At 43.6% G+C, this 18,021-nt stretch carries 13 protein-coding genes; 5 read left to right on the plus strand and 8 right to left on the minus strand.

Annotated features, from left to right (window positions below; all coding sequences use genetic code 11):
- The first annotated feature begins 2 nt into the window (after positions 1 to 2).
- From P0M28_RS29335 to P0M28_RS29345, 3 genes are all read left to right on the plus strand, one after another.
- Complete coding sequence (locus P0M28_RS29335) at positions 3 to 842, plus strand: DUF4249 domain-containing protein (protein WP_302207071.1); 840 nt, start codon at positions 3 to 5, stop codon at positions 840 to 842.
- Positions 843 to 885: 43 nt separating this feature from the next.
- Positions 886 to 1,032: a hypothetical protein gene (locus P0M28_RS29340; protein WP_302207072.1), complete on the plus strand. Its 147-nt coding sequence runs from the start codon at positions 886 to 888 to the stop codon at positions 1,030 to 1,032.
- 222 nt (positions 1,033 to 1,254) lie between these two features.
- Positions 1,255 to 2,382 carry a hypothetical protein gene (locus P0M28_RS29345; protein ID WP_302207073.1) on the plus strand — a complete coding sequence of 376 codons (1,128 nt, stop codon included), beginning with the start codon at positions 1,255 to 1,257 and terminating at the stop codon, positions 2,380 to 2,382.
- Positions 2,383 to 2,391: 9 nt separating this feature from the next.
- On the opposite strand, the gene P0M28_RS29350 is transcribed toward P0M28_RS29345, so the two are convergent.
- Both P0M28_RS29350 and P0M28_RS29355 read right to left on the minus strand, forming a co-directional pair.
- The gene (locus P0M28_RS29350; protein ID WP_302207074.1) at positions 2,392 to 3,576 is read right to left on the minus strand and encodes a PAS domain-containing sensor histidine kinase; all 1,185 of its coding nucleotides are present in this window, start codon (positions 3,574 to 3,576) and stop codon (positions 2,392 to 2,394) included.
- A 401-nt stretch (positions 3,577 to 3,977) separates the two neighbouring features.
- The gene (locus P0M28_RS29355; protein WP_302207075.1) at positions 3,978 to 5,399 is read right to left on the minus strand and encodes a trypsin-like peptidase domain-containing protein; all 1,422 of its coding nucleotides are present in this window, start codon (positions 5,397 to 5,399) and stop codon (positions 3,978 to 3,980) included.
- Positions 5,400 to 5,507: 108 nt separating this feature from the next.
- On the opposite strand from P0M28_RS29355, the gene P0M28_RS29360 reads away from it, so the two are divergent.
- Entirely contained in the window at positions 5,508 to 5,993 is a 486-nt protein-coding gene (locus P0M28_RS29360) for a GAF domain-containing protein (RefSeq protein WP_302207076.1), read from the plus strand.
- Here P0M28_RS29360 and P0M28_RS29365 read toward each other — a convergent pair.
- From P0M28_RS29365 to P0M28_RS29375, 3 genes are all read right to left on the minus strand, one after another.
- Positions 5,990 to 10,117: an AAA domain-containing protein gene (locus P0M28_RS29365; RefSeq protein ID WP_302207077.1), complete on the minus strand. Its 4,128-nt coding sequence runs from the start codon at positions 10,115 to 10,117 to the stop codon at positions 5,990 to 5,992. The genes P0M28_RS29360 and P0M28_RS29365 overlap by 4 nt on opposite strands.
- A gap of 12 nt (positions 10,118 to 10,129) precedes the next feature.
- Positions 10,130 to 11,065 (minus strand): ComEA family DNA-binding protein, encoded by a 936-nt coding sequence (locus tag P0M28_RS29370; protein WP_302207078.1) that lies wholly within the window; start codon positions 11,063 to 11,065, stop codon positions 10,130 to 10,132.
- A 75-nt stretch (positions 11,066 to 11,140) separates the two neighbouring features.
- A complete protein-coding gene (locus P0M28_RS29375) occupies positions 11,141 to 11,326 on the minus strand; it encodes a hypothetical protein (protein ID WP_302207079.1) in 186 nt (61 codons plus the stop codon).
- A gap of 93 nt (positions 11,327 to 11,419) precedes the next feature.
- On the opposite strand from P0M28_RS29375, the gene P0M28_RS29380 reads away from it, so the two are divergent.
- Positions 11,420 to 13,813 (plus strand): ABC transporter permease, encoded by a 2,394-nt coding sequence (locus P0M28_RS29380; RefSeq protein WP_302207080.1) that lies wholly within the window; start codon positions 11,420 to 11,422, stop codon positions 13,811 to 13,813.
- 56 nt (positions 13,814 to 13,869) lie between these two features.
- On the opposite strand, the gene P0M28_RS29385 is transcribed toward P0M28_RS29380, so the two are convergent.
- From P0M28_RS29385 to P0M28_RS29395, 3 genes are all read right to left on the minus strand, one after another.
- Positions 13,870 to 15,237: an AGE family epimerase/isomerase gene (locus tag P0M28_RS29385; protein WP_302207081.1), complete on the minus strand. Its 1,368-nt coding sequence runs from the start codon at positions 15,235 to 15,237 to the stop codon at positions 13,870 to 13,872.
- Positions 15,238 to 15,239: 2 nt separating this feature from the next.
- On the minus strand, positions 15,240 to 16,370 hold the full coding sequence (locus P0M28_RS29390) for a bile acid:sodium symporter family protein (protein ID WP_302207082.1): 1,131 nt from the start codon (positions 16,368 to 16,370) through the stop codon (positions 15,240 to 15,242).
- A 182-nt stretch (positions 16,371 to 16,552) separates the two neighbouring features.
- Positions 16,553 to 17,980, minus strand: a complete 1,428-nt coding sequence (locus tag P0M28_RS29395; protein WP_302207083.1) for a mandelate racemase/muconate lactonizing enzyme family protein — start codon at positions 17,978 to 17,980, stop codon at positions 16,553 to 16,555.
- Positions 17,981 to 18,021: the final 41 nt, after the last annotated feature.

Genomic DNA, 18,021 nt, shown 5'->3' on the forward strand with positions numbered 1-18,021 from the left:
CCATGACCAGATTGAAAATATATTATCTCGCGGGCTTAGCTACTTTCATTCTGCTATCCGCTTGCGAAGATGTTATTGAAATTGATGCCCCAGTGACGGACGCTCGCTTGGTGGTAGAAGGATGGGTGTACGATGACCGAGACACCCAAACTATTCTGCTAAGCAGATCGTCTCCTTACTTCAATTCAGAAACCCCTCCTTCTGAAACAGGTGCTCAAGTAGCCGTAACCACTCAAACCGGAGAAACTTTCTCCTACACTGAAACCGAAGCCGGGGTGTACCTCAGCAGTTTTCAGGGCACAATTGGGGGGCAATATACTTTAACAATAGAAACCAGTGAAGGACAGCAATATCAATCATCTACCCAGTCGCTGCAATCAGTTCCTCCAATAGATTCACTATACGTTCTTTTTGAGGATGAGGATGAAGATGAGGATGAAGGGTTCTACCCTGCCTGGGATTTTACCGATCCTGAAGGAGAAGAAAATTACTACCGATGGAGATTTTTTATCAATGACTCCCTTCAGAATATGGCCGAGGACATACTGGTATTTTCGGATGAGTTTACTGATGGAGAAGAAATAAACGGAGTAGAGTTTGTGCTGGAAAGGCTGTTACAAGAAGGCGACCGTCTTAGGATAGAACAGCTTTCTATTACAGAAGAATCGCAAGACTTCTTAAATAGAATTCAGCAGCTTACTACCGGAGTTGGTGGTCTGTTTGACACTCCACCCGACCCGGTGCGAGGTAATATTAGCAATACAACCGACGAACAGAACTATGCCCTCGGTTTCTTTGGTGCCTCTTCTGTAGCTAAAGATTCTCTAGTGGTCGGTGAATAAAAACAGTGCCACGAAGCACGCTTGAACTTTAATCAACAATACTATGAAAAAAGCGAGAGAGAATTATCAAGAAAAAGTAAATAGTAATCCAAACCATACGTATTATCGCCAGTTTGAGCTATCGCTAAAAAACCTAACGCTCAATGAGTACGATGAGCGCAAAAAAGACACCAAAAGTGTACACAGATAGCTCAGAGCGTGTTTGGATTTTAGACTTTACAATACTTTCTTCGGTTCTAGATGATTTTACGCGGTTATAGAAGAAAGCCACTTCAATAGTCGTACAGACTTCTGGGGTTTAGGTAAAGAAATATCTTGTTAATGGTAGAAGCCGAAACTTCGGAAGTCTTTTCGGGCATTATCGCTCACTGACCACGTAGATTCACTTAGCACCATCCAGATACTGTTTGCTATGAAATATCTTTATTTTCTATTAGCTGGAGTAGCTTTTCTCTACTGCTCTTGCGAAGAAGAAGGTAGCACCCCCTCTTTGCCCTCTTCCAGTGTTGCCAGTGATCTTCCTCTACTTAGAAAAGGGAAACATCTGGGTACTATTGTCGGATTTAACCCCAGTCACCCGCCAGCAACTACCGATTCTATTGAAGCCCGCTGGCAAGAGGCTTTGCAAGCTGGAATGTCCGTTGGGCGGCTTCAGATTGATTGGCCAGAATTGGAACCCAAAGCGGGGGTATACGATAGAGAAGCGCTACGCAAGCAGTTGGTAGACTTGGAAAATGAAGGGTTGCAAACCTTTCTGCTCATCTCAGTGTATGATAGTGACGGCCCCGTAGTACCCGAGTATTTGGCGGGAACACCAATGAACGATGCTGAATTAATCAACAGCTTCGTTGAGTTGATGGATTGGGTGATTCCTATGTTAGTGGAACATCAAGGCTGGGCGATTGCCATTAGCAATGAGCCCGATACTTTTTTCAAAGAAAAGCCTCAACTTGTTGATGAGCTTCTACCTTTTGTGCGAGAAAGCCGGAATCATATCCATCAGTTGAATGATAAAATGGCGGTAACTATCACGATGAGTGCCGGCAGCCTAGCCCAAAATGAGGAAGCAATGAGACGACTTGGTAATGAACTGGATATTATCAGCTTCAATACCTACGGCTCAGGCTTATTCCCCATGAACCGACCTTATTCCGAAGAGGAAATCCTAAGTAACATCAATGCAATGCTCAGCTTTGCGGGAAATAAAAACATGTTATTTCAAGAAGTGGGAATGCACACTAATCAGCCCATACTCAATAGCTCAGAAGAGATTCAAAGAACATTCTTCCGTACTTTTTTCCGAGCCATGCAGAATGAACCGCAAATGCGCGTAGCCTATGTATTTCAACTGGTAGACTGGTCGCCCGAAACTATTGAAGTATTTAACACCCTATACGAACCCAGTACCCCTCAGTCGTTTATTGACGAGTACTCGGCGGTACTAGCATCCATCGGCCTCATTCATTATGAAAGCGGACAACGCAAAGCGGCCTGGAATGAGTTTGTTCGCTGGGTCGAGACGTTTAAGCAAACTAGATAACACTAACGGCTAAGAGTCACTAGTCTCAGTGTCATTTTCGGGTAGAAGAATGCTCGAGGGTAGATGAATAATTACATCAGTGCCATCTACTTTATTGCTCCGGTAAGCAATGGTGCCGGAGTGCATCTCTACTATCAGCTTAGCAATGTATGTTCCCAAACCGGTTCCTGCTTCCTTCCCCGACGTTGAAAACTTATCGAAGAAATTACTTCTCATCTCGCTAGGAATAACCCCACCATTATGAATTGTAATTCTGAAAAAACCATTATGCTCTATTGCGATTGATACCTCTTGTTGCTCCGGGGAAGCTTCCAGTGCATTGAGCAATAAGTTATGAAACATACGCTCAATATAAAACTTATCAGCCGATACCTTTACTTCTTGCTCTGGCTCTAGCGACTTTTCTTGGTATTGTAACGAAATCTGTACCTGTTTTCTGGTAATAGTATCTCTTAAATTAGCTAACTCTTGTCTGATCATGTGTATCAAACTAAAGCTTGTCTTCTGCGGCTCGTACCCACCTTGCTCCATTTGGGCATAATCTGAGGTAGCCTTAATCATATCGAGTGTATCATCGCTTCGCCGTTTTAAATGGCTAAGCCACATCTTCTGTTCATCAGTAGGGTCTTTGTTTAATAGAATCTCTACAATTTGTAAAATGGAAGCTAAGTTGTTTCTAAGATCGTGGTTAGATAGTTGTTGTGCCACTTCTTGAGCACTTATTTTTTTCTCTAATAGTTGCACGGCCCATTCTAATTCGTACAAAACCTTTTCAGTCTTTTCAGCTTCGACGATAAAAGTCATTTTGCATGGCCCACTCGTATCAGTAGCCGGCAGATAAGCAGCATTAGAAAGTATTTGATGCAGCTTTCCCTCTCTATCGGTTACTTTCCATTTACCCTGCATTTCGTATTGCAACCCCATAAATTGATCGTGCAAATGCTGCATTTCAGCCCGATGCTCTTTAGGGACAACTAGTAAGAATGACTTTCCGATAAGCTCTTCACGCGAGTATCCGTAAAAATCGCAGTACACCTGATTTACATTGACGAAGTTTCCTTCAGCATCGGTAATACAAATCCCCAAAGGAATAATATCAAATATCTGTACTATTTCGGTAGGACTGTTTTCGGCAAATAAGCGTAGTTTCTCTAGATTACGCTTGTTCCTAGCATCAAAGCTTTGGTTTTCCATGGTTGAGTAAGGGCAGTAATTACGATTTAAGATACAAATATCTGTTTAAATATTTATCTAAAATCATTAACAACTTAGTAAGGCAATCTACAGTTAATATAGTTCCCGAGGAGAAGTAACGAAGGGCTGATTTTATAGAATTTTTCGGATTGTGGTAAATACACTACCAATTACACATTTGCAGGGAGGTAAGTTGTTGATTAGTCCACGGTCGACGGGCATTGAGTTACAGGCAGCTGTCGTGCGGGTTAGAAGGTTGAAGTGTTATGGTGTTAAAGTAGTTTGATGTACGGGATTTAGCTTTACCCACTGCTCATTGTCTACTGCACGGTGTCCCATGCCAATTAATCATTATTCATCCGTCATTAGTCATTGCCCATTGCTTCTAATCTCCGGTCTCCTTAGAAGTAAAATGAATAGTACCCCTTCATTCCGCGTTGGTTGACTCCCTCGATACGGACTTTACCGCGTATTCTGGTTAGTATTTCTTCTAGCTCACCCGGGCTTTGTATGCTGCGCCCGTTAATGGATGTTACAATAAATCCTTCTTCTATGTTTAGTCGTTGCATCAGTCCACCTTTTACTCTCACAACCTTTACTCCGTTGCTGATTTTTAGCAAATCGGCTTCCACTTGAGAAACAGCTTCTAGATCGGCTCCGAGGGTGCTGGAACGAAAAAGCTGCCTTTCAATCAGACTGGTTGTACCCTCCCGGTTAGTAAGCGTTAGATTGGTCTGATATAACTTTCCGGCTCTACTGTACGTCACATCAATTTCATCTCCCGGACTATAGTAGCTGATAAGCTCTTCAAAGTCACTCTGAGAGTTGATTAATTCCCCGTCTAATTCTTTGATAACATCCCCTTTTTGAAGACTAGCTTGCTCGGCCGAACCATCACGCTGAAGGTAGCTCAGCACTACCCCCGACAAGTTGTTGGTTTGCAATTCTTTGGCTCGCTGAGGAGTAAGGTCAACCACATCAGCTCCGAAAAAGGCTTTCTGAACTTCGCCGTAGGCAATAATATCGTCTACCACTTTACGAACAATATCGACCGGAACGGCAAACCCGTAGCCAGCGTACGAACCCGTTTTAGATAAGATCGCTGTGTTGATTCCTACCAGTGCGCCCGTTTTATCAACTAATGCCCCGCCACTATTTCCCGGATTAATGGCGGCATCAGTCTGGATAAATGATTCAATGGGAAAGTTACTACGTAAAATGTTGATTTGTCGCCCTTTGGCACTAACAATACCAGCGGTAACCGTTGAAGTTAAATTGAAGGGGTTGCCAACCGCCAGTACCCACTCCCCTACCTGCAAGTTGCGCGAATTGCCTAAAGCAACCTCCGGCAGATTATCAGCCTCCACTTTTAGCACTGCTAAATCAGTAGAAGGATCAATTCCGACGACTTGAGCAGCGTACGTATATTTCCCATGAATAATCTCAATTTTATCCGCGTGATCAATTACGTGATTGTTGGTGACGATGTAGCCATTGCTAGTATAAATAACGCCCGAACCACTGCTCACCTGCTGACTGGCCCGCCCCTCAAAAAATAGTTCTAACCAACTGCTCCGACTGTAGCGTTCCGACACCGTTTTAATGTACACTACGCTAGGCGTACTATTCGCCGATGCCACCGCAAAATCTTCGTTGAGCAAAGTAGCTCTGGGTGAATTAATATTGACAGCAGGAGTGGTAGGTGCACGCTCAACCAATGATGCGCTCGTAACCACTTCTTCCGGCATTATCCAATGCATATAAGTGAACGCCCCAAAGGTTCCGAAGACAAAACTCAATAGACTAATTCCAATTAGTTTCATGATAGTACTAGAATTGATTTTGAACAATTAACACAAAAAATATGCACAATTTGACAACGGACATCTTGTCATAATCGTCTTTATGAATGAACACTAATACCTCCACCGATGGCTGAAAATTTATTTATTGCTGATAATTTAACCAAAGAAGAACTTTACCAGACCTTACTTCCGCAACTAAAATCACTTACCCAAGATGAATCTAATATTGTGGCAAACTTAGCCAACCTGGCGGCCGCACTAAAACATGGTTTAGGTTTTTTCTGGGTTGGATTCTATCGCGTAAAAAACGAAGAGCTGATTTTAGGCCCGTTCCAGGGTCCGGTAGCTTGCACCCGAATTGCCTTCGGAAAGGGAGTTTGTGGTACCGCTTGGAAAGAAAAAAGGACGATAGTGGTACCAGATGTTCATCAATTTCCCGGACACATTGCCTGTAGTAGCGAAAGTCAGTCTGAAATTGTGGTACCCGTTATCAAGGATAACAAAGTAGCTATGATATTAGATGTAGACAGCGACCAGGTTCAAGATTTTGATGAGGTAGACGAAAAATACTTGGGTGAGTTAGCCAATTACATCGCAACCCAACTAGTCTAATTGTTGGTGCTATCTATGGTTTGAATAAACCGCTTGATCTCGCTAAAAACGTGGTCGGCATTCTGCCAAAGTTGGCGACTGTATACGTTCTTAAACTTCCAATACTTTTCCTGAAATAGCTCCGAACGATAAACGTGTGCTTCTTTGGCTGACGGACTCTGAAAGTACAGATCATCATCGGTCATTATCAGCCCCAGATACTCTACCTTGTTCTTAGCCTGCGCTAAAATAGTGAGATCAGCAAAAGGTAGCCGTCGCTGTAGCTGTACCTCTTTCAGGTTGGCTTCCGCCCACTGCTGCAGATGCCGGTCTAAAAACCATTCCACCCTATGATCTGATACTTCCGGCAGCGGAGCTTGGTAGTTACCTGCCGAAACCTGATGCGCGTATTCCAAATACTGCTTTAGCAGCTTAGGTCCCCGATTTTTCGTGTTTTCTACTTTAAGCTGCTCAGGCAATACGCTAGTAACTAAATAGATTTTCTCTCGAGCCCGGGTAACCGCCACGTTTAAGCGATTTTCTCCACCATCTGCATTCAGACTACCAAACTGGAGCACCACCTTTCCTTTTTCATTAGGGGCATACGCAGTAGAGAAAATGATAATATCGCACTCATCACCCTGCACGTTTTCAATATTTTTTACAAAGCTCAGGTTAGTAAAGTCAGTATCAGTTGCAGTATCGATCAAATCCAGTAATAAATCCTGCTGCTTCACATTGAAGGTGATCACACCAATACTTTTTTCCGTCGACTCGCTATGCAGTTGCTTTAGCAAATCTATCACTTTACTCGCTTCTGGCTCATTGATCTGATTCTTCCATACTCCGTCTACTCTTATGTACTGAATTGCCGGTTGTCCCAGCACAAAATCACGACGATCGGGCAGCATTTTCAGCCGCTGGTCATAAAACGCCTGGTTAGAAAAATCAATGAGTTCTAATGACTTAGAACGGTAGTGTGCCTCTAGTCGATAGGTGGGTAAGTATCCTTTCGCCAAGTCGAGCAAAGAAGTTGCTTCCAGAGCCAAAGCATCGGCTACCTCATCAGAAGTATCTTCCTCCCAGCGTACTTGGTACAAATCGTTGGGCTGTAGCTGCTGTTCGTCACCAACCACCACCACTTGCTGCCCCCGGTACATGGCGGGGATGCCCTTTTCTGAAAAACACTGCGAAGCTTCATCAAAAATCACTAAATCAAAACGAAGCGTTCCGTCTAGCGGAAAGATAGCGGAAACTGTCTCGGGTGAAGCTAGCCAGCAGGGCACTAGGTCAAATAATTCGTTTTGAAAATTTCCGATTAGCTTGCGTAGAGGCCAAACTTTCCGCTTTTTACTCACTTGGTGATTTAAGTCGCGGTAGGTCACCGGGTTGCTCTGTCGGTTGTATTCTACATCGTAGTAGGTGCGTTCCCGCAATTTCATAAGCACAATCGCCTGGCTCACTTCTTTTTTCTCAGCTATGGCTTGTTGTAATTCGTTTTCCAGCTCCTCAATACGTGCGGAAGACACTATTCTAAGTATCGGAAACTTGGTTTCAATATGATGAACCCAAGCCATTCGCAAACTATTGTCCACTTTCTTAACCGCTGCCTCGGCGGAGACGATACCTCCCTCTCCTGTCAGCCGGGAGATAATGCTTTTTTCATGAGCCAAGAGGCTATCTTTCAGCGTATCAAAGTGTACCAGCGATTCAAAATCCCGCTCTAAAATATCGGCAAACTGCTGGGCGTGTTCTGGCTGGTTGAGTTGGCTAACCTGGGAAGGGGTAAAATACGTTTGCCATTTTTTATGATACTGCGGAATATCTTTTATTAGCTGAAGTAGCTGGCTTATCCGCTCCTTTAGCTCGGGATACTTTAAAAAATTGATGCCAAAATACTCGTTGAAGTTTCGAAAAGATTTGAACAACAACGATGCTTGCAGTGCCTGCTTTTGGTAGAGAAACCATTGCTCTACTTCCTGCTTATCGTACTGCTGACTGGACTCGCGTTCGGGAACATTCTCTACCCAAACTCGCTCCCGTAGCTTCGTTAAATTGTGCTCTAAGTTAAGTCGATTGTCCAAGCGCTCATTCATCACCTGGAAATCCTCTTTGGTAAACTCCAGCTGATTATCTTGAAAAACATCCGCCAGCCGTTTCTTATCCTTTGAGGCAGCCTGCCAAGCCAGCCATTTAATAATTCCGGTTCGGGATTCTTCGGCTTGCTGAAGAAGTTGTTGAAACTTACCTAGCTCCTCGGCTTCCAGCGTATTCTCCACTCCGTTTCCCTCGTAGCATTCTAGCACAATCCGCTCCATATTGGCTAGCCAAAGTGGATCGGCATCTTTGTCAATCTTACCAACAATCTTCTGAAAGAATTCGTAGCTTTTAGGGTTTTCCAGCAGTCGAAGAAAAAGATCGATATCTTCTGCCCGGTGCTGAATGTTTTCGCAGATCACAAAGTCAGTCTCGGCTTTTAGTACTTCTTGCACCTTTTCTACCAACGATAGCTTATAAGCTGGTATCTCCTCCAGATACGCTTTCATCGTTTTTAGCTCCTCAACGGAGTGCTGGGCAAACGACTTACGAGGAGCAAACGGGTACTGCTCAATATCGTATTTCAGATAATTGGTTACGTACTTATGCAAGCGTTTTAAGAAATCCGGTAGTTCAGGTACTTTAAAGTGCCGATATTCCTGTTTAACGTTAATATTTTCGTGCTGTACCTGAGAGGTTAAGTAAAGCTCCTTCACGGAAACACCTGCCTCTGACTGGTCGTATAATGCCTGCTTAAACTCATCCAGCTCTTCGCAGGCTTTTTCAATTTGACGACTTGCCTGTAAAAATTGCCGCTCTAAAAAAATAGAATCGAGATTGTTATTTTTTAGCTCGTACTCATACAAGGCATCAATCTGCTGACGAATTTGTGCGTAAATGGTCGCCCGATCATTTTTAAAGTCGTGAACTAAGCCCGCGAACTGGTGAATACCTTTTTCCTTTAAGCGGCGATACACCACATCAAGTGCTGCTCGTTTTTGGCAAACTACCAGCACCCGCTTTCCTTGGGCAATAAAGTCAGATGCCAGATTGGTGATTAACTGCGATTTACCTGTGCCAGGAGGGCCTTGCACTACGAGAGACTTTCCAAGTTTCACCTCCCGCAGCACCTGCTCCTGATAGGCATCTAAATCATAAGGAGTATAAATCTGCTCTTCTTTAATTCGCCGCACATACCGGTAGTTTGCTTCCAGCGAGCTTTCGTTCTCAGTAGGTGGCTCCGATGATGAACCAGCCTCAAGCTTTGAAGCAAAGAACTCTTCAATATCCGGAATATGGTCGTGTTCTAAAAACCGTTGATAGTCAGGAATAAGGTAAGAACCTGATTGGGGAAAAATACCTAAGACTGCTTCGGGAAATAGTTTTAAAATTCCAGGGTCAGTTTCTTGAATAAATTCTTCTTTGGTAAACCCCCGAAAAGAGATTAGCTCATCGACGAATAGCTCCTGATTAAAATTTAGCTCAATATTACTTTCCTTAAACAACTGGTACAAGCTGGTGCGAAACACTCGGCTATCGCGATCAAACTCATCAAAATTGGGTTCGCTTAGCAGTTCGTTAAAGGGAAGATTGTGGCGGTGAGCGTATGACAATAAGAAGCTACGGTTCAGCATAATATTCTCTCCCTCTCGCAACGACAAAACCCACTGTTTACCTAGCCCAGTAATTTCTTGCTGCCGTAATTCAATTGGAAAAAACAGCAAAGGACAGCGAACAGAGGTACCATCCTGAAATTGTCCCCGAACAAATGGCCAACCCAAGTATAAATCGTGGGTACCCTGCTCTTCGGTCAGAAATTTGTGTGTACGGACAATTTGCCGAAGAACTTGACTTACCTGTGCCGTAGCCGCTTGCCGACTATCAGCTACCGGTGTCAGCGGGATAATACCGGTAGGTGATCCCTTAATTTCGTGCTTTCCATCCGCAATGAGCCACTCAATCAGTTTGAATGATGAAACATTATTAGAAAAGTTGACTTCTTGAATATCTAGATGCTGACGAGTGGACAGGCGGGGTAAATACAGCGACCGATTGGTGCTACTGAGATTGGTGAGCCGACGCAAATAGGATTGTAAAATACGTTGCATTATAAAATCAAATTATAAACCTAGATACGGGGCTATTTTCTGAAATACAGAGTCTTCCATTAAATATACTTCCCGACAATCTTCAATGCGTAGAAAATCGCCGTAATTTTTTCGGTGGTCAACAATAGCCCGAGCTAATTTATAGGAAACATACGGATGCTGAGCCAACCCCGAAGCATTGTCAGTATTAAGGCTCAACTGAGCCACTTCATAGTCTGGTGAAATATAGGTGTATTTTTGCAAATTCTGGGCTGCCTCATCACTAATCTGATAAACTTCCTTAAGTTGTTGCTTGGAATGTAAACCGCCTAACTTATCTCGGAAGCGTATAATTCGCGATGATAGTACGGTACCAATACCGGGTATTTGCTTTAGCCGAATAGAATCTGCCTGATTAATATCAAAAGCGACTAGCTCCTTTTTGTCAAACTTCCGATACTCTTTGGATTCAGGATAAGCCGCCACGGTGGCAGCCACCTTTCTCTCAGAATTGTTTACCACTTTCTCAGGTACCACCACATAATGCTCCAATTGAGCGTACAAATCTTCGGGAAAACCGTAGATCTTAAGCAGATCCGCCTTCTTTCTAAACCTCCCCCCCTTATTCCGATACTTGATTATCCGATCGGCTAACCAGCTCGGAATGCTGTTTTGCACCAATACTTCACGAGGAGCATTGTTCGGATTAAAGCGAACATAATCAACGCTGGCAACTGGTGTTTCGGTAATTGGTATTTGGTCTAAAGCAGGCTGTTCCAGCAAGGCGATAATACTGTCTAGCTTAGCCGGGTTAGTATGAGAAAAGGTAGATGACTGTAAGAAAACCTCTTTCGTAATTGGTGGTATTGCTAATAGCACTACTGCTAACACTGATAAAATCCAGAATCCGCGAAGTTCAGTAGCCGAAAAGCCAAAATAATCCCGGATAATCCGGTTCAATTGCTTCATTACGTATTTTATAAGTAGTGCAGGCAAAAGAGCCAACGTCCTTACACTGGTTTAATTCTGGTTTAAAAAAGCGGTTTAAATCTGGCTTAAATCTACAATAATGGTAAGCGTAGAAAAAGCAGAATATCCGGCAAAAAGCACGTTGTAAGTTCCGAATGGAATGATATTCCGGTAGTAAACAGATAAAAATGAATCATCATAGCGTAGCACTAAGAGCAGGCCTAGTTTATTTCCCTGCAAAATAGCGGTACAATACTGCATATTATTAGGTCTTGATATCAATTCGTTTCAATTTCCTATCTCAAAGAGATTACAAAAAAATTAAGGCTTACTACTGCTCAAAAGCTAATAAAGATGTTAGATAATAATTTTAAAACCGCCTGGCGGCACTTAGTAAAGAATAAACTGTTTTCCTTTATTAATGTGACAGGATTAGCCATAGGAATGGCAGCTTGTTTGGTGATTTTTCGCTACGTAAGTTTTGAATTGAGCTACGACACCTTTCACCAGCACCAAGATTGTCTCTATCGAGTGGTGCTATCTGATTACACGCAGGGTAAATTTCAAGGAATGTCACCCTCCACAGTAGCTGGATTGGAATCTGCTCTAAATAATACCTTCTCGGAAGATCTACTAATTGTCCGACTAACTCCATTATCGAAGACCATTGTTACATATCACACTCAAGAGCCAAAGGCAGTCAAATTCATTGAAGAAAGATTAGTTTACGCTGACCCTACCTTTCTACACGCTTTTTCTTTCCCGCTAATAAAAGGTGATTTAAATTCAGCACTGTCATCTCCGCACACTGCCGTCATCTCTACTACCGTCGCCAAAAAGTATTTTAATCATCAAGACCCTATTGGAAAACTACTGAGCATAGGAGAAGGTGAGCCTTTTCGTGTAGAAGGAGTAATAGAAGATATGCCTGAAAATTCTCATTTACAGTTTGACTTTATCCTTTCCTATTCAACACTAGGCAGTCAAAAAGACGAAGACTGGAGCTGGCAAGATACTTATACCTATTTGATGCTTCCTCCCTACTTATCACCCAAAGATTTAGAGACTACATTGACCACCATTGTTAGGCAACATCATAAGGAAGGGAGTTTAGATCAATACCACTTGCAGCGTCTTACGGATATTTACTTGGATGACTCTATTCGCTCTAACGTCATTAAGATGGGTAACGCCAGAACAGTCTACTTTCTTCTAGCTATTGGAATAGTATTAATGCTGATGGCCCTAATCAACTTTGTCAACCTTTCTTCTATAAAAAGCTTAGACCGTATGAAAGAAATCGGTATCCGAAGGGTAATGGGGGCTAATCGCGGGCATCTCGTTCGGCAATTCTTAGTGGAAGCAGGACTACTGAACAGCTTTGCTTTGCTCATCGGTCTATGCCTTATTTTTGTCGTAACTTCTTTGTTTGAACATTGGAGCTTACCTCATCTTTTCTCTGGGCAACAGTACTGGTTTTGGCTTTTCGTAGGAGGTTTATTACTAGCCAATACTCTCATCTCAGGACTTTATCCGATCTTTACTTTCACTTTTTTTCCTACTGCTTTACGTACCCTAAAAACGTATTCTAAAACCACAATTAGAGGGCTTGGTTTTGCGAAATATCTTATTCTATTTCAGTTCATAGCTTCGTTGGTATTGCTGACTGGTATTATCATTATTGATCAGCAGCTTTCCTATATGAGAAGCCAACAACTAGCCATCGACATTTCACGAACACTCATTGTCCAAGCTCCTCATCTGACCGATCAAAGTACTTCATCAAGATTCGAGGCATTTAAAAGCGAGTTGGCAAGCTACTCATTAATCAATAGTATCACTCATTCTACCAGTGTACCTGGCGAGCCTATCGACTGGAACAGATCCGATATCAAGTTAGGAAGTATTGACACTGAATCACTTTTTCCATCCAATATCATCGCTGTAGGGTATGATTTTGTGACCGCTTACGGGCTTACTATACTGGTTGGGCGAGACTTCCAGCCAGCAATAACCAATGATAAATCGGCTATGTTAATTAATGAAGCAGCTGCAAAACAATTTGGTTTTTCTACCTTAGAAGAAGGATTGGGTCAATCTGTTTTTATGGGTAGTCGCGAATTTCACATTATTGGGGTGGTGAATGATTATCACCATCTTTCCCTAAAAGAATCCATTGATCCTATACTATACTTTATTGGTTCTACTCGCCGACCGATATATTCGATTAAGCTCAGTACCGAAAACCTACCTACCACCCTAGCGACCATTCAAGATAGTTGGGAGAGGATGTACCCAGATAATGTGTTTTCATATTTCTTTTTAGATGAATTCTTTGACCAGCAGTATAGAAGCGACCAACAATTTGAGATGCTCACCTCTTGGTTTTCAGGGTTAACTATTTTGCTGGCCTGTATGGGTCTTTTCGGTCTGACTACTTACACAGCTGTACAACGAACCCAAGAAATCGGCATCCGAAAAGTATTGGGTGCCTCAGTTGTCAACATTTTGCTAATGCTTTCCAAAGGACAATTTAGGCTAATTTTCATCGCTATTTTTGTCTCAGCACCGATTGCTAACTATTTCTTCACTGAATGGCTTAATGAGTTTGCTTACCGTATTACTATACGATGGTGGATGTTGGTAGCACCTGGTATACTTATTCTACTCATTTCATTGCTCACTATCGCCAGACAAACCATAAAAGCTGCTAATCGGAACCCGATAGATAGTTTGCGATATGAATAAAGGCCGTAATTTGAGATGAATAGTGTTCTAATCGTTAACCGAGACGATTGTGGTAATCAGGGAGAAAGGCGGGCGATAAGCGACATCAAAGTGCGCCCGTTGTGGTAATTAGCCTTCCAGGCTTGCCCCTTGGATGCTGTGCGGGATTCGGGAGTAATATCCAAGCCTAAATTGTACCATCCCTGATTTTCATAATCAATCAGGTAGGTGCGGGTATACTTCCATAAGTCAGCAAATTCTTCGGCGTACTGAGGCTCATCAGGGTACAGTTCGGCAAAAAGCAGCAAAGTATTCAACCCTTCGGCCTGCGACCACCAGTCTTTCTCCGAGTCGATAATGCTCACGGTAGAATCGTCCGGTAGGTAATAGCCTCGCTGATAAATTCCGCTCCTGGCCGGATCGAAACCAGCTTTTAGCGTATGGTCTACTAGTGTTTTAGCAACGGATAGTGTTTGATCGTACTCAAAGTTACCAAGAACTTCGGATGCATCCAGCATCAGAAAAGCCGTTTCAATATCATGACCGAAAGAAACATGGTCTACGTCATAATTGGCTTCCCAAGCCGTTTGGGAAGAGTCGGCGTAGGAAATAGGTTGCCAATCAGAAGTAAAGAAAAGATTCAAATGCCCACGCTCGTTCACCATTGTATCGCGTACCAGATGTAACATCTCAATCAGTCGTTCCCGCACTAGAGAATCTGGCCAAACGCGGTACAGCTCGGTAAAGGCTTCTAAAAGGTGGATACCCGCATTTTGCTCCTTATAAATCCAGGTAACTGGCAGATTTTCAACGCTTTGCTCTTCGGTAGTTAAAGGAGTTCCATCTCGATGCAATACCGAAAAATAGCCACCATGCTCTGCATCGTGCGCATGCTCATCTAACCAGAGAAAAGCTTTTTTAGCGAAAGAGAGCACCTCTTCGGTAGTATCCGCCTGAGTGTAGGCCGCTAAAGCGTAAATTCCGAAAGCATGACCGTACACCTTCTTATATTCCCCCTCCCCTTCTAAAACTGGTTCTCCTTCCCGGTTGGTTCGCCAGTAGAACCCACCGTGAGTTTTATCCCACATCCTATTTTTCAGAAAATCGAATCCGAGCTTCGTTGCTCGCTGATAAAGCGTATCGTTAGGGTGATCTTTCAGTACTTTAGCGGTAGTCCAGAGGTGGCGGGCTTGGGTGACGATCATTTTATTCTGCTGCTCAGCTATTTGCCAATCGTACGTCCAGTTTGCTAAGTAGCCGCCGTAAGCCGTATCTAAAGCTCGGGGATACCAAGCTTCCAAGACATCACTCCAGTTTTGACTTACTTGAGAGTAGATAGAATCCTGATTAGGCACTTTGGTCGTCTGTTTAGGCTTTTGCTCGGCACCTTCCTGCGAAGTGCAAGCAAGGGCAATCAGCGAAAGGATGATCATCAGGTAGCGCATATCTACGTAGTGGCTTTATCGTGTTCAATGGGAGCTACTTCTTTTTCGGGGTCATCGGGTAAGGATTTTCCCCGCCAGTAGGTAGCTAAGGTTGATCCGGTAATGTTCATCACCGGACCAAAAATCGCCGGAGCTAATCCTACGGTAGCTACTTTGCCCATTTCGTTGGCTAAGGCTGAGGCTAAACCACCGTTTTGCATTCCAACTTCCAGAGCCACCGTTCGGCAGTCTTGTTCGGGCATTCGGAACAAACGTGCTCCCCAGTATCCCAGAAAATAGCCGGATAGGTTATGGAAGATTCCCGCCAGAATCAGAATGGCTCCCACTTCCAATAGATTATCCCGTCCCGCTGCCGTAATAATGGTGATAATGTAGGCAATGCCGAACATAGAAACGTAAGGCATAGCTTCATCTAACCACTTAAATTTACCGCTGAAGAAGTGATTAAATAACACCCCAGCAGACACCGGAATAATTACGATGCGAACCATGCTCCACATCATTCCCAATACGTCTACCTCCACAAATTCTCCGGCCAGCCAACCCATTAAATTAGGAGTGATGAGTGGAGCCAACAAGGTAGCAATGGCGGTTAAGGTAATAGACAAAGCCAGATTCGCTTTTGCCAAGTAAGCCATCACATTAGAAGCCAAACCACTGGGCGATGAGCCAATCAGAATAATTCCGGCGGCAATCTCCGGTTCAACGCCTAGTAAATGAGCAATACTGAACCCCACAAATGGCATGATACTGAACTGACAAATCACACCGACCAGCACCCCCCGAGGCATTTTTATCACTCCCAAAAAATCGCTGAAGCCGATGGCGGTTCCCATCCCAAACATAATCAGTTGCAAAAGCGGGGTAAATAAATTTTTTAAGTCGTAGCCCCCAACTTCCTGAAAATTAGCCGGGTAGTACATAGCGACCGTCACCGAAGCAAAAATCACCGCGGTAAAAGAGAACCCGCGCAACGATTCGTAACCACGAAAGCTAATAGCAAGTAATACGAAAAAAGCAATTAGAAAAGGTCCCGCACCCGATGCGTTGCCCATAACAAAGAGCACCAAGGCAATGAGTGCGCTGGCTCCCGCTAGACCGGGTAGTAATTTATAAACTGAACGCTGGTTCATAAATGATAACAATTAGCAATGTGCAGTTAGCAATGAACAGTGAAGATAGAAATGGTAGACCAGAAACTGGAATGAATCATTGATAATAGTATATTTAGAGAGACTTCGTCAGGCTAATACGCAGGCCAATAGTGGCTGTTTATAATAATTGCTAACTGTTCACTGCACATTGCTAATTGATTTTAACTCCACAAACGATCAGCCGAATCGACGGTATTCCATTCTTCAGTGGGGGCAAAATATTTGGTACCTTTTCGCATGTGTTTTTTTACTACATCTTCGTTCAGCTCTACCCCTAAACCTGGCTTATCAGGTACTACTACATGACCATCTTGCACAATAGGTTTATCTATCCCGGTCACCAAATCTTCCCACCAAGGTATGTCAACTGAATGGTGTTCCAGGGCAATAAAGTTTTGGGTAGCAGCAGCGCAGTGTACGTTTGCCATTAGCGAAACTGGGGTTCCGGCAAAGTGCATCATCATCGGAATACCGTTTTCTTCGGCGTAGTCGCCAATCTTTTTGGTTTCCAGAATTCCCCCCGAAGATGCTAAATCAGGATGAATCATGTCAATAGCCTGGGCATCAATCAGCTTGATGAATTCTTCTTTGAGGTAAATATCCTCGCCGGTTAGCGTGGGGGTATTAATAGCGTGGGTGATCTGCTTCCATTTATCCATATACTGCCAGGGCACCAAATCTTCCAGATAAGCCAGACGGTACGGTTCCAGCGCATTTCCTAACCGGATAGCTTCGTTGGTATCGAAGTGACCGAAGTGATCGGCGGCTAGCGGAACTTCATAACCTACAATATCGCGTACCTGCCGCACGTAATCTACTATTTTCTCCAGTCCTGCATCAGTAATTTGAATACGGGTGAAGGGGTGGGCGGTGGAACCATAGCTACCGAACTTCCGATCCCATTGCTTTCCAATGTCATTCATCCCCCGGTTAATTACCATATTCTTTTCATCCTTCAGCATCTGAATGCCAAAATCCATCTTTAGAAAGGTAAAGCCCTGATCAACCCGCGCCTTCATGCGCTTAGCGTACTCAACCGGATCATCGGAACCCGTTGTATCGGCGTACATCCGAACCCGGTCGCGAAATTTACCACCGACGAGCTGATAGGCAGGAACGTTATAAGCTTTACCCGCCAAATCCCACAGGGCCATCTCTACCGCGCAGACGCCGCCCGCTTGCCGGGAATGCCCACCAAACTGCTTAATTTTTTTGAACACCCGATCTACGTTACAGGGATTTTCCCCCAACAACCGACTTTTCAGAAACAAGGCATATTTAGGACTGGCGTGGTCGCGTACCTCCCCCAAACCGTAAATACCTTGGTTAGTATCAATCCGAATAACCGGACAAGGCATTGGGGCATCTACAATCTCTACCACCCGTAGATCGGTAATTTTCAGATCGGCAGGCTTAGAATACTTGTTCACTTTCTGAGTTGAATACTCTAGTGTTTCCTCGATTGAGCTATTAGCAAAAGCCCCGAGTGACAGGCCACCTAAGCTGGCTTTTTGAATAAAATCACGACGGTTGCTATTGGCGACAGTCTTCTGAGGCACCTTCAGTAAATTCTGCAAATACTTGTTCATATGTTTAATTGTTAAGTAAATCGATGGCTCGATTTATCGGT

The sequence above is a fragment of the Tunicatimonas pelagia genome (assembly GCF_030506325.1).
Lineage (GTDB): Bacteria > Bacteroidota > Bacteroidia > Cytophagales > Cyclobacteriaceae > Tunicatimonas > Tunicatimonas pelagia.

What these genes read in the sequence shown, in the direction of transcription:
- P0M28_RS29335 (WP_302207071.1), top strand. Translation starts at nt 3, where the DNA reads ATGACCAGATTGAAAATATATTATCTCGCGGGCTTAGCTACTTTCATT.
- P0M28_RS29340 (WP_302207072.1), top strand. Translation starts at nt 886, where the DNA reads ATGAAAAAAGCGAGAGAGAATTATCAAGAAAAAGTAAATAGTAATCCA.
- P0M28_RS29345 (WP_302207073.1), top strand. Translation starts at nt 1,255, where the DNA reads ATGAAATATCTTTATTTTCTATTAGCTGGAGTAGCTTTTCTCTACTGC.
- P0M28_RS29350 (WP_302207074.1), bottom strand. Translation starts at nt 3,576, where the DNA reads ATGGAAAACCAAAGCTTTGATGCTAGGAACAAGCGTAATCTAGAGAAA.
- P0M28_RS29355 (WP_302207075.1), bottom strand. Translation starts at nt 5,399, where the DNA reads ATGAAACTAATTGGAATTAGTCTATTGAGTTTTGTCTTCGGAACCTTT.
- P0M28_RS29360 (WP_302207076.1), top strand. Translation starts at nt 5,508, where the DNA reads ATGGCTGAAAATTTATTTATTGCTGATAATTTAACCAAAGAAGAACTT.
- P0M28_RS29365 (WP_302207077.1), bottom strand. Translation starts at nt 10,117, where the DNA reads ATGCAACGTATTTTACAATCCTATTTGCGTCGGCTCACCAATCTCAGT.
- P0M28_RS29370 (WP_302207078.1), bottom strand. Translation starts at nt 11,065, where the DNA reads ATGAAGCAATTGAACCGGATTATCCGGGATTATTTTGGCTTTTCGGCT.
- P0M28_RS29375 (WP_302207079.1), bottom strand. Translation starts at nt 11,326, where the DNA reads ATGCAGTATTGTACCGCTATTTTGCAGGGAAATAAACTAGGCCTGCTC.
- P0M28_RS29380 (WP_302207080.1), top strand. Translation starts at nt 11,420, where the DNA reads ATGTTAGATAATAATTTTAAAACCGCCTGGCGGCACTTAGTAAAGAAT.
- P0M28_RS29385 (WP_302207081.1), bottom strand. Translation starts at nt 15,237, where the DNA reads ATGCGCTACCTGATGATCATCCTTTCGCTGATTGCCCTTGCTTGCACT.
- P0M28_RS29390 (WP_302207082.1), bottom strand. Translation starts at nt 16,370, where the DNA reads ATGAACCAGCGTTCAGTTTATAAATTACTACCCGGTCTAGCGGGAGCC.
- P0M28_RS29395 (WP_302207083.1), bottom strand. Translation starts at nt 17,980, where the DNA reads ATGAACAAGTATTTGCAGAATTTACTGAAGGTGCCTCAGAAGACTGTC.